Raw genomic sequence first — 18,059 nt, 5'->3', positions numbered from 1 at the left:
TGCGTTCGTGATCGATTCCACCAAGTACGGGCCGTGGGCGGTCATCGCGGGTGGTTCGGAAGGCGTCGGCGCCGAATTCGCCCGGCTGCTCGCCGAAGCGGGTCTGAACCTGGTGTTGGTTGCCCGCAAGCCCGATCCGTTGACCGAGACCGCCCAGCGCTGTCGACAGTACGGCCACGAGGTCCGCACCGTCTCGGCCGACCTCAGTGACACCGCAGCCAGCGCCCGCATCGCTGAGGCAACCGCGGGACTCGACGTCGGGTTGTTGATCCTCAACGCCGGCGCCAACACGCACAGCCGCGAGTTTCTCGACGGCGACCTGGCGGAGTTCCAGCGCGTCATCGATCTCAATCTCTCCACGCCGCTAGCGCTCATTCACCACTACGGACAGCCGATGCGGGCCCGCCGTCGGGGCGGCATCGTGTTGATCGGATCGCTCGCCGGCTACCTGGGATCAATACGGCACACCGTCTATGGCGGCGTCAAGGCATTCGGACGCGTTTTCGCCGAAGGGCTCTGGCTGGAGCTTCGCGACCACGGCGTCGACGTACTGGAGCTGGTGCTGGGTGTGACCCGAACGCCGGCGATGGAGCGGGTGGGCCTGAATTTCGATGTTCCCGGCATGGCCGTCGCCGACCCGGCCGACGTCGCGCGTGAGGGGCTGGAGTGGCTGACGCGCGGACCGGTGCACGTGGTCAGCGGAAACGAAGAGATCGTGGCCATGCGCAATGATCCCGACCGGGCCGCGGCGGTGCTCGGCGCGCACCGAACGATGCAGCGGCTGATGGGGAAATGACCGGTCCGGAAGCGCGGCTCGCCGCGCTGGAGCAACGGCTGCGCCGGGTCGAAGACGAGCTGGCGATCAGCCGTCTGCTGGCTTCCTACGGGCCATTGGTCGACGCCGGTGACGCCGATGCGGTGGCCGGCTTATGGGCCGAGGACGGCGAATACGACGTCGAAGGCTGGCACATGCGCAGCCGCGCCGACGTCGCCGACATGGTGCGCTCGTCGGCGCATCAAGGACTGATTCGTGGGGGTTCGGCACACTTCCTGGGCCCGGTCCACGTCGACGTCGACGGCGATGACGCCGTCGCGGTGTGTGAGTCGATTCTGATTCGTCGCAGCGATGACGGCAGCGGCTACCGGGTGTGGCGGGCCGGAGCCAACCGCATCACGCTGCGACGGGCGGTGTCGGGCTGGCAGATCGTCAAGCGCACGACGCGAGCGCTGGACGGGTCGGCGGAGGCGCGCGCATTGCTGCGCCACTGAACCGGCTCAGTGCCGACGAGACCGCACCACAGCCAGCCCGCCGGTGCCCGCGACGACGCCGAAGGCCAGCACCAGAACCCAATCACCCAGCCGCTGGTAGGCGGTGTTGCGCGAGCCGAGCGGAACACTGACAACCACCGCGCCGCGGTAGTTCGACGGGCACCAGGCAAGTGTGCGCCCGCGCGCATCGAATGCGGCGCTGTCGCCCGACAATCCGGCGTGTACCGCTGGGCGGCCGACTTCGGCGGCGCGTACCGCGACCATCGCGGCCAACTGCGGTTGGGCCCAACTCCCTTGAAACGTCGAGGTCGCAGTCTGGTAGACCAACAACTGCGCTCCGAGTTGCACCACGCGGCGGGGTAGATCCGGAAACGCTGCCTCGTAACTGATCAGCGGCCCGAGTGCCAGCCCACCGGTGCGCAGCACTACCTGGTCGCTGCCGCGGAGCCGGTCCTCGCCCGCGGCCTTGGTGTGCCCGGTGATCTTCCCCAGCAGCGGGCGCAGCGGCACGTATTCGCCGAACGGCACCAGCCGGGTTTTGCGGTAGACGCCCAGTGTCCCGTGCGGCCCGATCAGCACCGACGACTTATAGATGCCGCCGGTCGGCGCGCGGGCGTCGACGTTGACGAGCAGGTCCGCCCCCACCTGCCGGGACAGGTCCGCCAGCTCGTGCATGGTGTCCGGGTGGTTTGCGGGATCCAATCCGACGCTGCTTTCGCCCCAGACCACCACATCCGGCCGTTGACCTACCAGCGTGCGAGTGAGCGCCACACTGGCCGCCGCCCGGGCGGTCGAGTCGTCGATGACGCCCGGCTGCACCAGCGCCACCGGGACTGTGGGGCTGGCCGCTGTCGGCGCTTCGACCAGGAAGGTGGTCGGCCCAACACCCGCACACACCAGCGCCGCTGCGACCACTGGGATGGCGCGCCGCCGGTACAAGATCGCCGCAGCGATGCCGGTATTGACCGCGACCACCAAAAAGCCGGTCAGCCACATGCCGCCGAGCGAGGCCGACGCCAACGTGACGGGCTGGTTCCACTGCGACGCGCCCAGCGCGGCCCACGGGCCGCCCAGAGCGGGCCACGACCGCAGCGCCTCGGCCGCCACCCAGGCGCTGGGCAATACGACCATGGCCGCCAGCAGTTGAGGCGCCGTGGCCGCCGTTGACAAGAGCCGGTGGGCGGCCCAGCCCCACGGCAGCCACAACGCACCGAGCCCCGCGGCCAGCAGCACCAGCAGCGGACCGCTGCTCGGCAGCAGCCAGTACTGCGTGGCCAGCACATACCCGGCCAGGCCGCACCACGCCCGTACCGCGCCGCCAGCCGGAGTCGGTGCCGCCCGCACGACGAGTAACAGCGGAACCACACCGAACCAGGCCAGCCACCACCAGGACGGCGCCGGAAAGGCGAGCGCCGGCAGTGCGCCGAGAAGAAACGCCGCCGCGCAGCCTCGCAGGCGACGGAAGCTCACGCGCTGGCGAGGGCGTGCCGCGCCAGCCGGAAGGTTCGGGTCAGCCGGGCCGGTTGCGTCGTCAGGGTGACCTCGACAGCTCCGCCCGGGGTGACGATGTAGCGCTCCTCGACGTCGGGCCCGTCATCGCGCCGGCGCACCGGCCGGTGTCCGAGGTCCTGATCGTCGTGCAGGTCCGGGTCGAACGGGAAGAAGACCGAGTCGTAGGGCATCACGTCACCGTCCGGACGGCCGTCGCGTAGCCGACTGCATTCCACGAACCGGAAATGCCCGATGTTGTGCGCTGCCCGGTAGCTTCGGGTGACGACTAGGGGAGGCTGGTCGTCGGTGGGCAGTTGCATGCCCTTGGGCACGATCGGGTCGAAGCTGACGTCCGCACCCGCATGCGCCTCCCGGAAGACCCCGAAGTGTCGCGAAAGTCGTTCGGAGAGCGCGAATCCCGCTTCCTTGTCGAGGAAGACGGCCAGCCCGATCGCCGTCGCGGCGAAGGGGTGCGGTGAGCGTTTGACGCGTTTCTCGTCGAATTTCTCATTACGGTCGGCGCGCAGCATCCGGGCGATCAGTGGGAAGCTGCCGGCTCCGCCCACCACGTAGATGCCCGCCACCTCGGACCACTGCGCGTCGTGCAGCACGTGCCCGAGGACGTCGAGGGTCTTCGCGACGAGCGGTGAACAGGCCGTATAGACGTCGTCGATCGGGCACGAGAACGGCGGCTCGCCGAGCGCGTCGAGGTCGACCAAAAAGCGGCGGGTGTTGGGGCCGACGGCTTCCTTGCGAGCCGCGCACTCCTCGAGCAGCAGGTCCTGCGCGACGGCGTCGAGTGTCCGGAGTTTCGCGCCGTGACGAACCAGCTTGAGGATCGCCGTGTCGAAGTCGTCGCCGCCCAGTCGTTGGATGCCTTCGCTGGTGACGACCTCGTTGAGCCGTCCGGTCATCCTCAGCAGCGACGCGTCGAACGTGCCGCCGCCCAGGTCGTAGATCAGCACATACTCGCGTTTGGCGCTGATCGTGGAGCGATATCGGTGCGCATACTCGAACCCCGCCGCCGATGGCTCGTTGAGCAGAGCGATGACCTCGAAGCCGGCTTGCGCGAAGGCGTCCAGGGTCAAAAACCGTTGGGCGCTCGACGCGTTGGCCGGCACGCTCACCGCGGCCTCGATCCGCTCGCCGGGGGCCAGGTCGACGTTGGAGCGTTGTTGCAGATCGCTCTTGAACTGGGCGAGCAATCCCGCGAACAGATCGGCCAGCCGGTGACTGTGCCCGGCCAGCTGCACCGTCGTCCGCGGCCCGGCGTCGTTGAGCAGGCGCTTGAACGACCGCAGCAACGACCAGCCCGGTTCGTGGCGCACCGCGGCGGCGTCCAGGCCGAAGCGCAGTTCGCCCGACTCGTGGGCGGCGATGACCGACGGCCAGGTGTCCACGCCGTCGAACGACGCCACCGGGTAGTTGCCCCGGTCGACGACCGCCGCGACCGTGTGCGTTGTGCCGAAGTCGATGCCCACCCTCATCTCGCCAGAGTGTAGGCGGTGCAGCGCGTTTCGCGGTGCTTTTACCAGCCGCGCTCGCGCCACTCGGCGAGGTTGGGCCGCTCGGCGCCGAGCGAGGTGTCGTCGCCGTGGCCGGGGTAGATGACTGTCGCGTCGTCGTAGACGTCGAACACCCGGGTAGTCACGTCGTCGAGCAGCTGGTCGAAGTCGCCGGGCTGCCAGGTCTTGCCGACTCCGCCGGGGAACAGGCAGTCGCCGGTGAACAGCTGGGTGGCCTCGCCAGCCGCGGGTCCGCCGAGCGCCAACGCGATCGAGCCCGGGGTATGGCCACGCAGATGGATGACGTCGAAGCTCAGCTTGCCGATCTGCACCGTGTCGCCGCCCGCGAGCAGGCGGTCGGGTTTGACCGGCAGCGGATCGGCGTCGATCTCGTGCGCGGCGGTCGGTGCGCCGGTGGCCTCGGCCAGGGTTTCGAGCGCCTGCCAGTGGTCGAAGTGCTGGTGGCTGGTCACAATCAGCGACACCTTCGGGGCGTAGCGTCGCACCAGGTCAATCAGGATCTCGGCGTCGTTGGCAGCGTCGATCAGCAGCGTTTCCCCGGTCTCGGAACACGTCACCAGGTAAGCGTTGTTGTCCATGGGGCCGACTGACGCCTTGACGATCGTCGCGCCCGGCAGGGTGCGGCGGGCGGCAGAGCCCGGCTCGACGTGCCCGGTGTAGTTGTCGTCGAGGGTGGTCATACCGGCCACGGTACTGGTCGAGAATTGCTTGTCGGTGCCGGCACATAGCATGGAAAACGACGTGTGTGATGACTCGTTTGGAAAGGAACGCGTTGGCTGACCGCCTGATCGTCAAGGGTGCGCGTGAACACAACCTACGCAGCGTTGATCTTGATTTGCCACGCGACGCATTGATCGTCTTTACCGGCCTGTCCGGTTCGGGAAAGTCTTCGCTGGCGTTCGACACGATCTTCGCCGAGGGGCAGCGGCGCTATGTGGAGTCGCTGTCGGCTTATGCGCGTCAGTTCCTGGGCCAGATGGACAAGCCCGACGTCGACTTCATCGAAGGCCTGTCACCGGCGGTGTCCATTGACCAGAAGTCGACCAACCGCAACCCGCGGTCGACGGTCGGCACGATCACCGAGGTGTACGACTATCTGCGGCTGCTCTACGCCCGCGCCGGCACCCCGCACTGCCCGGTCTGCGGCGAGCGGATCGCCCGCCAAACCCCGCAGCAAATCGTCGACCAGGTGCTGGCGATGCCCGAGGGCACCCGGTTCCAGGTGCTGGCCCCGGTGGTGCGCACCCGCAAGGGCGAGTTCGTCGACCTGTTCGAAAAGCTCAACTCCCAGGGCTACAGCCGGGTCCGAGTCGACGGTGTGGTGCACCCGCTGACCGAGCCACCGAAGCTGAAGAAGCAAGAGAAGCACGACATCGAGGTGGTGGTGGACCGCCTCACCGTCAAAGCCAGCGCGAAGCAGCGGCTCACCGATTCGGTGGAGACCGCGCTGAACCTGGCCGACGGCATCGTGGTGCTGGAGTTTGTCGATCACGAACACGACGCCCACAACCGCGAGCAGCGGTTCTCCGAAAAGCTGGCGTGCCCCAACGGGCATTCGCTGGCCGTTGACGACCTGGAGCCGCGGTCGTTCTCGTTCAACTCGCCCTACGGCGCCTGCCCGGAGTGCAGCGGGCTGGGCATCCGCAAGGAGGTCGACCCCGACCTGGTGGTGCCCGACCCCGAACTCACGCTGGCCGAGGGCGCGGTGGCGCCGTGGTCGATGGGCCACACCGCGGAGTACTTCACCCGGATGATGGCCGGCCTCGGCGACACCATGGGCTTCGACGTCGACACCCCGTGGCGGAAGCTACCGGCCAAGGCGCGCAAGGCGATTCTGGAAGGCTGCGACGAGCAGGTGCACGTGCGCTACCGCAACCGCTACGGTCGCACCCGCTCCTACTACGCCGACTTCGAAGGCGTGCTGGCGTTCCTGCAGCGCAAGATGGACCAGACCGAGTCCGAGATGATGAAGGAGCGCTACGAGGGCTTCATGCGCGACATCCCGTGCCCGGAGTGCGACGGCACGCGGCTGAAGCCGGAAATTCTAGCGGTCACGCTGGCAGCGGGGGATCGCGGCAAGAAATCGATCGCCGAGGTCTGCGAATTGTCCATCTCCGACTGCGCGGACTTCTTGAATGCGCTCACGCTGGGCCAGCGTGAGCAAGCCATCGCGGGGCAGGTGCTCAAGGAGATCCAGTCGCGGCTGGGCTTTCTGCTCGACGTCGGTTTGGAATACCTGTCGCTGTCGCGGGCAGCGGCGACGCTATCCGGCGGTGAGGCGCAACGGATCCGGCTGGCCACCCAGATCGGCTCCGGGCTGGTGGGCGTGTTGTACGTGCTCGACGAGCCGTCGATCGGGCTGCATCAGCGCGACAACCGCCGGCTCATCGAAACCCTCACCCGGTTACGGGCGTTGGGTAACACGCTGATCGTGGTCGAACACGATCAGGACACCATCGCGCATGCCGACTGGATCGTCGACATCGGCCCGGCCGCCGGTGAGCACGGCGGCCAGATTGTGCACAGCGGGACCTACCAAGAGTTGCTGCGCAACAAGAAGTCGATCACCGGCGCCTACTTGTCCGGAGCGGAAAGCATTGAGGCGCCGACGATCCGGCGTCCCGTAGACAAGCGGCGGCGGCTGACGGTCGTCGGTGCGCGCGAGCACAACTTGCGCGAGATCGACGTGGCCTTCCCGCTCGGCGTGCTCACTTCGGTGACCGGAGTTTCCGGTTCCGGGAAGTCGACGCTGGTGAATGACATCCTGGCCGCGGTGTTGGCCAATAAGCTCAACGGCGCCCGGCAGGTTCCCGGCCGGCACACTCGGGTCACCGGGCTCGACCACGTCGACAAGCTGGTGCGCGTCGACCAGTCGCCGATCGGGCGCACACCGCGCTCCAATCCGGCGACCTACACGGGGGTCTTCGACAAGATCCGCACCCTGTTCGCGGCCACCACCGAAGCCAAGGTCCGCGGCTACCAACCCGGACGGTTCTCGTTCAACGTCAAAGGCGGCCGCTGCGAAGCGTGTTCGGGCGACGGCACCATCAAGATCGAGATGAACTTCCTGCCCGACGTCTACGTGCCGTGCGAGGTGTGCCAGGGCGCCCGCTACAACCGGGAAACCCTCGAAGTGCACTACAAGGGCAAAACCATCTCCGAGGTGCTGGACATGTCCATCGAGGAGGCCGCGGAGTTCTTCGAGCCGATCACCGGGATCCACCGCTATCTGCGCACCCTGGTGGACGTCGGGCTCGGCTACGTGCGGCTCGGCCAGCCGGCGCCGACCCTGTCCGGCGGCGAGGCGCAGCGAGTCAAGCTGGCCTCCGAGTTGCAGAAGCGTTCCACCGGGCGCACCGTCTACATCCTCGATGAGCCGACCACCGGGTTGCATTTCGACGACATCCGCAAACTACTGGGCGTGATCAACGGCCTTGTCGACAAAGGCAATACGGTCATCGTCATCGAGCACAACCTGGATGTGATCAAGACGTCGGACTGGATCATCGACATGGGCCCCGAGGGCGGCGCCGAGGGTGGCACGGTCGTGGCCGAGGGAACGCCCGAGGACATCGCCGCGGTTCCGGAGAGCTATACCGGCAAGTTTTTGGCCGAGACACTCGGTGTGCCGGCCACTCCAGCGCCACGACGGCGGCGCCGGGTCAGCGCCTAGCGGCCAGTCCCGTTAGCCGCCTTGGACAATGGCGACGGGAACCGCGGGCTGACCCGCATCCCGTTGAGCCATCCGGTGAGCTCGTCGGCCCGTTGCTGCAGGGCGCGCCGCCCATCAGCACCGGGGTCTTCGAGCAGTTGCAGCTGGACGCGGGCGTCGGCGTCCTGGCACCAGCCGCCGACCACGCGTCCGTTCCACCACGCAGTGGGGCCGGCGTTGCCATTCGTGTCGAACACCTGGCCGCGATGGTCGCCCAGATACCAACCGCGTTGATACCAACCCATGATGGTGGCGTCGAGCCCGGGCAGCAGCGCGCCCCACGGTTCGACGTCGGGTTCCGGCTCGAGATCGTCGGCCAGCCCGTATCCCGGTGCGCCCTCCAAGTCGACGGCCACCGCGCCAACCTCGGCCAGCGCCTTGCGCACCGCGGTCAACGTGATGCCGAACCACCACTTGATGTCCTCGACGGTAGCGGGCCCGAATGTGCGCAGCCACCGTCGGGTCAGTTCGGCGCGCGCAGCGTCGACGGGTATCGGCTGGCCCTGCTCGCCGACCCAACTGGCGGTGCTTGTCCATCGCGGACGCGACGTGGTCCAGGTGCCGTCGTTGGGACCGCGCACGATATCGCCGCGGACGGACAGTACCGTCAGTACCCGGGGTGCCAGCGGAACCGGTCCGCCCCAACGCTTTCCGGGTGCTGGATCATGGGTTCCGGCCAGCTCTGGCAGCGCCGCCCGCAGTTCGGCGCTGTTGGCGTGTTGGTGCTCGTCCAGATAACGCAGCACCGCAGCGCCCGCCCTATCCAGCCAGCGTTCGCCGTCGGTCGCTACACCGGCCTTTTGCACATCTGCGATCAGTCGGCGACGTTCGTTGGCCGCGACCCGCTCACTGGCTGCCGGCTGGACCGTCGCCAGGTCCCCGGCGTTCACCAGCCACAGCGTGCGACGCATGGCCAGATGCTTGACCAAAGAACGCTTCCGGTACAGCTGCGTGTCGAGTTCGTCGGTGACGAAGCCCGGCTTTCGCGCCCACAGCGACAGATACGGCGTCGCGGGGTCGGTGGCATGCAGTCCCACCAGTCCGGCGGTGATTGCGGTAATCGATGCGGAATCGGTGTTCGACAGAAAATGTCTGCGCGCTAAGCGGTTCCGCCGCTCACCGCTGGTGAATGACCGGACCACTCAGTGCGTGTCCTTGCGCATCGATGCGCGGATTTCGGCCAGCCGGTCAGCAGCCGCCTGCTCCCGCTCCCGGTACTGTTGTTCGGCGCTGCGGCCGGCTGCGCTTTCAGCGTCCAGTTCGGCTGCGCCGAGGGATGTTTGGTAGCGAGCTTCGATCCTCTCGCGGACCGAGTCGAACGTCGGCGTACCGGAGTCATCGTATTCCGGGTCGGGCATGGCGCCAGGTTACCTGCCGCGGTCGAGGTAGCGCACCATCTGTTGCCAGTACACCATCGTCAGCGCCATCGCGACCACGGTTGCCGCTGCGGTTGCGGCGATCCGGCGGCGACGTGCGGCGACGATCGCAACGACGGTGGCAGCAGACGTCGCGGCGCTCACGACGGCGGCGCTGTCCTTGGGCCGCCGGGTGATCCACAGCTCCTCGCCCAGCATGGCGCGGGTGGCCCAATTGCTCTTGTCGACCGGTTCCGGGAACACCACCGGGTTGACTGCGAACCACAGCCCGACCGCTGCGGCGTGGCTCCACTTGCGTGTCCAGACCGGCAGCAAGAGCAGCGGTGTGCTTGCCCAGCGGGTCCATGCGCTCCACGGATTGGAGTGCCGCGCGAATATCGCGCGGCGGATGCGTGCGATCGATGCCATCACGCGAGGTTATCGGCCGCCGGTGTGCGGTCCTGGCGGGGCCGGCAACGCACTGCGCGGTACGCCCGGCGTGCCGAGTTGGCCGGCCAGCCATGGCAGCGCCGCAGTGAATACCCGGCCGGCGAACGGCCAATCGTGCTTGCCCGGCTGGGCGACGACCGCGCAGTCGATGCCGTGGGCCCGCCCGAGCGTGCACAGCGAATCAGCGGCCGCCGCGGTGTCGCTGAGTTTGGCGGTGCCGCCTCGGTGGTCTGTGCCCGTGGTGCCGGTGTCGGCCACCGTGACAGTATGCGACGCCTGCGGACCGGCCGAGTTGATCGCGAACCAGCCCGAAACCCCGCTGTAGCGCCCGTGTCTGGTGATCACCGTGGTCGGATCGAAGGTCGCCCAGGCCTGGGCGCTGCCGCCGAACAGTCTGGCAATCGTTTGCGCCTTGGTACCCGAGTTCGGGACGAGGTCCCCGGCGATATCGACGAAGGCGCTGAACATGTCCGGGTGCATCACCGTCAGGTCCACCGCGCACGTGCCGCCCATCGACCAGCCCACGACGCCCCAGTTGGACCGCTCAGGGCTGACTCCGAAGCGTGAAACCATGTATGGCACAACATCTTTAGTGAGATGATCAGCGGCATTGCCGCGGCTGCCGTTGACGCATTCGGTGTCGTTGTTGAATGCCCCGCCGGAGTCGACGAACACCAGCACCGGCGCGTTGCCGTCGTGGGTGGCGGCGAAGTCGTCGATCGTCTTGACCGCATTGCCGGCCCGTAACCAATCGGCCGGAGTGTTGAATTCGCCGCCGATCATCATCACGGCCGGCAATCGCGGGGGAGGGTTGGAAGCGAACCAGGCCGGCGGCAGGTACACCAGCTCGCCGCGATGCTTGAAATGTGACGCGTCGGCGGGAATCGTCACTTGGACCACGCTGCCGCGCGGCGGCCGGACGCCCTTGCCGGCCATTGCGGTAACGGTGGCAGCGTCGGTCTGGTCGGGCAGCGGACCGGCAGTGAGCTGGTTCCAGGCCGTCTGCACCGTGGGGAAGTACCCGACCCACTCGTTGAGCACCAGCGCGGAGCTGGCCAGGCACAACGGCACGGCCACGACCGACGCGACTCGTCGCCACCAGCGCGCGCCCGGCCAGCCCAATAGCAGCACGGCGGCGGCGACACCGGTCAACGCAATCCACATCCACAGCGTGCGAGGCGCCGGTTCGCCGGCCAGGCCGTCGTCGGCGATCTGCCAGTACGCCCAACACGTCACCGCAATTCCGACGGCAGCCGCCACTGGAAGCCATACCAGCCGCCAACGACGCGACCGCCACCCGACCGCGAGGACCAAGGCGACCGCGGCCACGGCCTGCACAGTGATCGGAACCCAGCCATGCATCAGCGAAGTGTGGTGGCCCACCAGCAGCGGCGCGGCCACAATCGCCGTCGATGCAGACACAAGACCTATTCTGATCTGCGATTCTGAGCGCCGGCTGTGAAACGCGTCGAAATCAACGCGGTTTAGCCAGCGGGAAGGGCAACGTCTCGCGGATGCTACGGCCGGTGACGAGCATGACCACCCGGTCAACACCCATCCCCAGGCCCCCGGTGGGTGGCATCGCATACTCCATCGCCTGCAGGAAATCCTCGTCGAGCTCCATCGCCTCCGGGTCTCCGCCGGCGGCCAGCAGAGACTGCGCCCGCAACCGACGCCGCTGCTCCAGCGGATCGGTCAACTCGCTGTAGGCGGTCCCCAGCTCGACGCCCCACGCCACCAGATCCCAACGCTCCGCGACCCCCGGTTTACTGCGATGCGGACGGGTCAACGGCGACACCGACGTCGGAAAATCCGTGTAGAACGTCGGCAGTTCGGTACGTGCCTCGACGAGCTGCTCGTAGAGTTCCAGCACCACCGCGCCGGCATCCCAGCGGGGGCGGTAGGGGATGCCGATGGCATCACAGAGTTTGCGCAGCGTGGCCAGATCCGTTCCGCTGTCGACTTGCTCACCGAGTGCTTCTGACACCGCGTCATGCACGGTCTTCACCGGCCACACACCGGAGATGTCGACCGGTTCCAAGCTGCCGTCGGCATCGTCGGATCGCGGTCGCATCACCACCGGCGCATCGTTGGCGGCTGCCGCGGCGTTCTGAATCAGTTCCCGGCATCCGTCGACCCACACCAAATAGTCGGCGTGCGCCTGGTAGGCCTCCAACAAGGTGAACTCCGGGTTATGGCTGAAGTCGACGCCCTCATTGCGAAACGCCCGGCCCAGCTCGAACACTCGCTCCACACCGCCGACACACAACCGCTTGAGGTATAGCTCCGGCGCGATGCGCAGGTACAGGTCCAGGTCGTATGCGTTGATATGAGTGACGAACGGTCGGGCAGTCGCACCGCCGTGGATCTGCTGCAGAATCGGGGTTTCGACTTCGAGAAATCCCTTGGCTGTCAATGTCTCCCGGATCGAGCGCAGCACGCTGCTGCGCGCCGTGATGAGCTGACGCGATTCGGAGTTGATCGCCAGGTCGACGTAGCGGGTGCGCACTCGGGCTTCCGGGTCGGCAAGCCCCGTCCACTTGTTCGGCAGTGGTCGCAGACATTTACCGATCAACCGCCAACTGGTGGCGATCAGCGACCGGGTGCCGGTCCTGCTGAGCCCCATGTGGCCGGTAACCTCGACAAGGTCGCCCAGGTCGATGGCCCTGGTGAAATCCGCAGTGCGGCTCTGCTCGAGGACCGAATTATCCAGCAGCAGCTGCATTTCCCCCGACCAGTCGCGCAGCTGGGCGAACAACACGCCGCCGAAGTCGCGGATCCGCAGCACACGCCCGGCCACCGAAACGGTCGCGTCGTCGACGCTGCCCAGTGCCTGCGTGATCGTGTGAGTTGGCGGATGCCCGACGGGATAAGCGTCAATCCCGCTGTGCTGCAGCTTCTTCAGCTTCGCCAACCGGACCCGCATCTGCTCGGGCAGGCGGGTTTGACGGTCCTCGGTTTCGGAGACCTCGGCTTGCTGAAAGCCGGAGACGTCGGGAGCCCGCCCATCGTGATGCAACAGCCCGGTCTCTACCAGCACCGACGGCACCGACGGACGATGGCCGGTGTGCTGCTCGTTGCGGCGAGAAAACGGCAGCACCAGAAAACCCTCGGCGATCACCGACGCGACACCCACCCGCGGAATCAGCCGGGCGTCTTCGTAGCAGGCGTATCGGGGTAGCCACTGCGGCTGGTATTTCATGTTCGAGCGATACAGCGTCTCCAACTGCCACCAGCGTGAGAAGAACACCAGTAATCCCCGCCACAACCGGGCTACCGGGCCGGCGCCGAGCTGAGCGCCCTGCTCGAACGCCGAACGGAACATCGCGAAGTTCAACGAAATACGGTTGATGCCAAGGCGTTCGGCATTCAGCGCGAGATCGCTGACCATGAGTTCGATGGTGCCGTTGGGTGATTGCGGTGAGCGACGCATCAGGTCCAGCGAGACTCCGGTTTGCCCCCAGGGCACCAACGACAGCATCGCCACTACGTCGCTGTCGCCATGCAGCGCCTCGACCAACAGGCAATCGCCGTCGGCGGGGTCACCGAGACGACCCAGCGCCATCGAAAACCCGCGCTCGGTCTCGGTGTCGCGCCACGCATCCGCGCTGGTGATCAGCTGTGCCATCTCGTCGCCTGCGATGTCGCGGTGCCGGCGGATGCGTACCGACAACCCCGCCCGGCGGGCTCGGGTCACCGCTTGGCGCACTGCGCGCATATCGGGGCCGGACAACTTGAATTCCGCGGTATGCAGGATGGCTTCGTCACCCAATTCCAGAGCGTTGAGTCCCGCTTCCCGAAAAGCTTTAGCCCCTTGAGAACTGGCGCCCATGACCCCAGGGGCCCACCCGTAGGCCTGGCACAGCTGCAACCACGCGCCAATGGCTTGCGGCCATGCCCTCGGGTCGCCCACCGGGTCGCCGCTGGCCAGGCAGACGCCGACCTCGACGCGATAGGTGATCGCGGCGCGACCGCTGGGCGCGAAGATCACCGACTTGTCGCGGCGCGTCGCGAAATAGCCCAGCGAATCGTTGTTTCCGTACAGTTCCAGCAGCCCGCGGATGGCCGATTCGTCCTCGCCGGTCAGCGCGCTCTCGGCGCGTTGGGACTGAAACAGCACGATCGCTGCCACGATCAGTGCGAGTGCGCCCAAGAGGCCGAACAGATCGTTGAGGAAAAGATGTGGTTTCCCCGCAAACGACGCCTGCCCGGCCAGCGCAAAGCCGACCACCCGGTCCGCTACATAGAGGAGCCGGTCGCCGCGGTGCAGCGACCCCGGAAACAACTCGACCAGTCCCCACGACAGCGCAATCCCGAGCACCCACCCCGCGATGAGGGCCGCGGCCGACTTGTATAGCGCCCCGCGCCGAACTTTGGCCCAAAATTCGCGATAGGCCAGCACCAGAACTACGACCGCCGCCACATGCAGGGCGAGCCCGAGGCTCTCGCCGAACACCTGCAGCGCGCTATCGCTGCCCTGCGCCAGTTCCAGGCCGTTGATCGCGGCGGCAACCAGCAGGTTTCCGACCAGGATCCACCAGGCGATACGTTTGCGTGCGGTCAGAGCCGCCGCAAGCAGCGCCAATACGAACGACCAGGCGAAGCTGGTGTCGGGGAAGTTGAACAGATAGTCGTTGATGAATTCTCGCGGCACTTTGATGACCCAGCGGACCAACGGCGACACACTGGCCAGCAGCGACAACGTCGCGATAACCCCGACGGTCCAACCGGCTGCGGCAGGAACCCAGTGATAGCGCGAGGCGGAAAGGCGCCCGGAGCGGGGCGCAACAAGTGTCACAGACCGCGAGGATATGCCCTCAGACCGCGAATCGCCTGAGTACGCGACCGGCCATAGCATCAGCACTGCTAGACTTGCCTGCGCGACCGTCCCGGCGAAGGCCAGGGACAGCAAGTGGAGTCCCACTCCCACCGTTGGCCAGACCGGCTCAACGGTCCGGTCACCGGCATCCCGAGGGTGCCTGTTCTGCGAGCGACGCAGGCGGCTCGATCCGCGACCGGTCGGCACGGGCCCTGCTTACGCAGGGCTTTTTCGCTGATGGCGTGGTATTTCTACCGCTGGATCTCCGACACCGGCCGGCCGCTACCGGAAAACTATCCATCGAGCCCAGGAGGCCCCATCAGCACTGAGACCCGCGTCAACGAGCGCATTCGCGTACCTGAAGTCCGTTTAATCGGCCCGGGAGGGGAGCAGGTAGGCATCGTGCGTATCGAAGATGCACTGCGCGTCGCCGCCGACGCCGATCTCGACCTCGTCGAAGTCGCACCGAACGCCAGACCGCCGGTCTGCAAGATCATGGACTACGGCAAGTTCAAATACGAGGCGGCGCAGAAGGCGCGCGAGTCTCGCAAGAACCAGCAGCAGACCGTCGTCAAGGAACAGAAGCTGCGACCCAAGATCGACGATCACGACTATGAAACCAAGAAGGGCCACGTCGTCCGATTCCTGGAGGCCGGGTCGAAGGTCAAGGTCACCATCATGTTCCGCGGACGTGAGCAGTCGCGACCCGAGCTGGGTTACCGGCTGCTGCAACGGTTGGGCGCCGACGTCGCCGACTACGGATTCGTCGAGACGTCGGCCAAGCAGGACGGACGCAACATGACCATGGTGCTGGCACCGCACCGCGGCGCGAAGACTCGCGCCAGGGCGGCGCAGCAAGCCGGCGAACCCGCCGGCCCCGCACACGGTGACGACGCCGAAACTCCATCGAACTAACAGCAGAACTGAGGACACATGCCCAAGGCCAAGACCCACAGCGGGGCTTCCAAGCGGTTCCGGCGTACCGGTACCGGGAAGATCCTGCGTCAGAAAGCAAATCGCCGGCATCTGCTCGAGCACAAGCCGTCCACTCGCACCCGCCGCCTGGAAGGGCGCACCGCCGTGTCGGCCCACGACACCAAGCGGGTCAACAAGATGCTGAACGGCTGACCAGCCCAACCACCCGACGATAGGAACACCCCATGGCACGCGTGAAGCGGGCAGTCAACGCCCAGAAGAAGCGGCGCACCATCCTGAAGGCTTCGCGAGGTTATCGCGGTCAGCGCTCCCGGCTATACCGCAAAGCCAAAGAACAGCAACTGCATTCACTGAACTACGCCTACCGTGACCGTCGCGCACGCAAGGGCGAGTTCCGCAAGCTGTGGATCGCGCGGATCAACGCGGCAGCCCGAGCCAACGACATCACCTACAACCGGTTGATCCAGGGACTCAAGGCCGCCGGTGTCGAGGTCGACCGCAAGAATCTCGCCGAAATCGCGGTGAGCGATGCTGCGGCGTTTGCCGCCCTGGTCGATGTCGCCCGGGCCGCACTGCCCGAAGACGTCAACGCGCCCTCCGGAGAGGCTGCCTGAGCTTCGCGGCAGTCAGGTGCTCACCGAACGCTCGACCCGGGTGGTCACGGCGGTCAAACTGCATCGGCATATCGCTCGGCGGCGGTCCCGACGGTTTCTGGCCGAAGGCGCCAACCTAGTCGAGGCGGCGTCTCGCCGCGGACTGACTCGTGACGTCTTCGTCACCGAGTCAGCCGCCCAACGGCACGCCGCACTGTTGGACGCGCAGGATGCCCCGGTTCATCTGGTCACTGAGCGCGCGGCAAAGGCGTTGTCGGACACGGTGACTCCGGTTGGCTTGGTGGCGGTGTGCGAGATGGCGTCCGTCACCGTCGACGACGTGCTGACTGGCGCGCCCCGACTGGTCGTCGTTGCCGTCGAGATCAGCGAACCGGGCAACGCCGGCACCTTGATTCGCGTCGCTGACGCGATGGGCGCCGCCGCGGTGATCCTGGCCGGCCACAGCGTCGATCCCTACAACAGCAAGTGTCTGCGCGCCTCCGCTGGAAGCATCTTTTCCATCCCGGTCGCGGTGGCGCCCGATGCCGGTAACGCGGTTGCGTCGCTGCAGGCCGCCGGCTTGCAGGTGTTGGCGACCACGCTGGATGGCGAGCTCTCGCTCGACGACGCCGACCTCGCCAGCCCTACGGCGTGGCTGTTCGGGCCGGAATCGCACGGTCTTTCAGCGGAGGTGGCGCAGCGGGCACACCACCGCGTACAGATCCCCATGCCGGGCGGCGCGCAGAGCCTCAATGTGGCTGCGGCCGCATCGATTTGCCTCTACCAGAGCGCGCGGGCGCTGCGCTGATCAGGCGGCTCTACCGCGGCTGCGCGTGGGTCGCAGACCAGCCAACGAGAACGTGGTGTGCACCAAAGATCCGGCGCGTTCAATGATGTTCTTCGCGGGGTGGGCGCGGGGCGGGAAGTAGTGCATCGGCATGCCGCGACGATCACGTGGCGGCGCCATGAAACCCGGTGCCTCCACCAGCGGGGCGTCGGCGGGGAGCCGGCCCGCCGCTCGCCGGTAGGCGGCCAACGCGCGCGGATGCAACCGGATCTCGTCGGGCACCGCCAGAAACGCCAGCTCGACTGCTTTGCCGAAGAGCCGCAACAACACTTCGTCGCCCGGCGTCCACCGCATGCCGGCCTTCTCCCGAACCGCCGGGTCGAACAGTCCGGCCGCTATCCAGCGCTGCCCGGCCGTCAACGGCCTGAACAACTGATCCCAGATCGGCGTGGGCATCAGCACGAATTTTGGTTTGGGGATCCGGATTTGGAAGATGTCCAGGGTGGCCTGGTTGATCTCCAGCTCGTCCTGGCACATGCGCTCCCAATATTCCTGGAAGTCCTCCCAGGATTTGGGCACCGGCCGCATGCTCATCCCGTACATCCGGTACCACTGCACATGCTCGTCGAACAGTTGGCGCTTCTCGGCCTCGGTCAGCCCGCCGCAGAAGTATTCGGCCACCTTGATCACCAGCATGAAAAACGTCGCGTGTGCCCAATAGAACGTTTCCGGGTTAAGCGCGTGATAGCGGCGGCCAGACGCGTCGACGCCCTTGATGGTGTGGTGGTACTGCTTGATCTGCTCGCCGGTGTGCTGCGCTCGGTCGCCGTCGTAGACCACGCCCATGATCGGATACACCGAGCGGGCAACGCGTTGCAGTGGTTCGCGCAGCAGGATCGAATGCTCCTCGACGCCGGCGCCCAACTCCGGATACATGTTCTGGATCGCGCCGATCCACACGCCCATCATCCCGGTGCGCAGGTCGCCGAAATACTTCCAGGTCAGCGAATCCGGGCCCAGGGGCTCGGCGTTGGCGGCGGCATCGTCGCTATGCGTGACGAGGGCGGGCTCGACCGACGGTATCGATTTCGTCGTGGTCATCGCGACCTCCTGGCTGCTGA

16 protein-coding genes are annotated in these 18,059 nt (G+C 66.9%); 7 read left to right on the top strand and 9 right to left on the bottom strand.

The annotated features are described in order from the left end of the window. Positions 1–7: 7 nt before the first annotated feature. On the top strand, positions 8–796 hold the full coding sequence (locus AC5Y49_RS19620) for an SDR family NAD(P)-dependent oxidoreductase (protein ID WP_499890028.1): 789 nt from the start codon (positions 8–10) through the stop codon (positions 794–796). After that, positions 793–1,269, top strand: a complete 477-nt coding sequence (locus tag AC5Y49_RS19615) for a nuclear transport factor 2 family protein (RefSeq protein WP_499890027.1) — start codon at positions 793–795, stop codon at positions 1,267–1,269. The genes AC5Y49_RS19620 and AC5Y49_RS19615 overlap by 4 nt, the downstream gene beginning before the upstream one ends. A 6-nt stretch (positions 1,270–1,275) precedes the next feature. Here the strand turns inward: AC5Y49_RS19615 and lnt are convergent, their stop codons facing one another. From lnt to AC5Y49_RS19600, 3 genes are read right to left on the bottom strand one after another with little or no spacing between them, the layout of a single operon-like run. Beyond that, positions 1,276–2,739 carry an apolipoprotein N-acyltransferase gene (gene lnt, locus AC5Y49_RS19610; RefSeq protein ID WP_499890025.1) on the bottom strand — a complete coding sequence of 488 codons (1,464 nt, stop codon included), beginning with the start codon at positions 2,737–2,739 and terminating at the stop codon, positions 1,276–1,278. Then, positions 2,736–4,247 carry an Hsp70 family protein gene (locus AC5Y49_RS19605; protein WP_499890023.1) on the bottom strand — a complete coding sequence of 504 codons (1,512 nt, stop codon included), beginning with the start codon at positions 4,245–4,247 and terminating at the stop codon, positions 2,736–2,738. Before AC5Y49_RS19605 ends, lnt begins: the two co-directional genes overlap by 4 nt. A 41-nt stretch (positions 4,248–4,288) precedes the next feature. Further along, a complete protein-coding gene (locus tag AC5Y49_RS19600; RefSeq protein ID WP_499890021.1) occupies positions 4,289–4,966 on the bottom strand; it encodes an MBL fold metallo-hydrolase in 678 nt (225 codons plus the stop codon). A gap of 92 nt (positions 4,967–5,058) precedes the next feature. On the opposite strand from AC5Y49_RS19600, the gene uvrA reads away from it, so the two are divergent. After that, on the top strand, positions 5,059–7,959 hold the full coding sequence (gene uvrA, locus AC5Y49_RS19595) for an excinuclease ABC subunit UvrA (protein ID WP_499890019.1): 2,901 nt from the start codon (positions 5,059–5,061) through the stop codon (positions 7,957–7,959). Here the strand turns inward: uvrA and AC5Y49_RS19590 are convergent. From AC5Y49_RS19590 to lysX, 5 genes are read right to left on the bottom strand one after another with little or no spacing between them, the layout of a single operon-like run. Beyond that, positions 7,956–9,140: a winged helix DNA-binding domain-containing protein gene (locus tag AC5Y49_RS19590; RefSeq protein ID WP_499890017.1), complete on the bottom strand. Its 1,185-nt coding sequence runs from the start codon at positions 9,138–9,140 to the stop codon at positions 7,956–7,958. The genes uvrA and AC5Y49_RS19590 overlap by 4 nt on opposite strands. Continuing rightward, the gene (locus tag AC5Y49_RS19585) at positions 9,141–9,356 is read right to left on the bottom strand and encodes a hypothetical protein (protein WP_499890015.1); all 216 of its coding nucleotides are present in this window, start codon (positions 9,354–9,356) and stop codon (positions 9,141–9,143) included. 9 nt (positions 9,357–9,365) lie between these two features. Next, the gene (locus AC5Y49_RS19580; protein WP_499890014.1) at positions 9,366–9,782 is read right to left on the bottom strand and encodes a DUF6653 family protein; all 417 of its coding nucleotides are present in this window, start codon (positions 9,780–9,782) and stop codon (positions 9,366–9,368) included. A 9-nt stretch (positions 9,783–9,791) separates the two neighbouring features. Next, positions 9,792–11,225, bottom strand: a complete 1,434-nt coding sequence (locus tag AC5Y49_RS19575; protein ID WP_499890012.1) for an alpha/beta hydrolase — start codon at positions 11,223–11,225, stop codon at positions 9,792–9,794. Positions 11,226–11,277: 52 nt separating this feature from the next. Next, positions 11,278–14,601 carry a bifunctional lysylphosphatidylglycerol synthetase/lysine--tRNA ligase LysX gene (lysX, locus tag AC5Y49_RS19570; protein WP_499890010.1) on the bottom strand — a complete coding sequence of 1,108 codons (3,324 nt, stop codon included), beginning with the start codon at positions 14,599–14,601 and terminating at the stop codon, positions 11,278–11,280. A gap of 339 nt (positions 14,602–14,940) precedes the next feature. Here lysX and infC point away from each other — a divergent pair, with 339 nt between their 5' ends. Genes infC through AC5Y49_RS19550 form a run of 4 tightly spaced genes read left to right on the top strand, consistent with a single transcriptional unit; the run spans position 14,941 to position 16,959 of the window. Then, the gene (infC, locus tag AC5Y49_RS19565) at positions 14,941–15,537 is read left to right on the top strand and encodes a translation initiation factor IF-3 (protein WP_499890244.1); all 597 of its coding nucleotides are present in this window, start codon (positions 14,941–14,943) and stop codon (positions 15,535–15,537) included. An 18-nt stretch (positions 15,538–15,555) separates the two neighbouring features. Then, complete coding sequence (gene rpmI / locus AC5Y49_RS19560; protein WP_499890008.1) at positions 15,556–15,750, top strand: 50S ribosomal protein L35; 195 nt, start codon at positions 15,556–15,558, stop codon at positions 15,748–15,750. A gap of 32 nt (positions 15,751–15,782) precedes the next feature. Then, positions 15,783–16,172, top strand: coding sequence for a 50S ribosomal protein L20 (gene rplT, locus AC5Y49_RS19555; protein WP_499890007.1), 390 nt, complete (start codon positions 15,783–15,785; stop codon positions 16,170–16,172). Between the two features lie 16 nt (positions 16,173–16,188). Continuing rightward, entirely contained in the window at positions 16,189–16,959 is a 771-nt protein-coding gene (locus tag AC5Y49_RS19550) for a TrmH family RNA methyltransferase (protein WP_499890005.1), read from the top strand. On the opposite strand, the gene AC5Y49_RS19545 is transcribed toward AC5Y49_RS19550, so the two are convergent. Further along, complete coding sequence (locus AC5Y49_RS19545; RefSeq protein WP_499890003.1) at positions 16,960–18,039, bottom strand: oxygenase MpaB family protein; 1,080 nt, start codon at positions 18,037–18,039, stop codon at positions 16,960–16,962. Between the last annotated feature and the right edge of the window lie 20 nt (positions 18,040–18,059).

Source organism: Mycobacterium sp. NGS62, assembly GCF_059812285.1.
The sequence above is the reverse complement of the archived record's forward strand: the minus strand, read 5'-3'. Positions and strand labels throughout refer to the sequence as shown.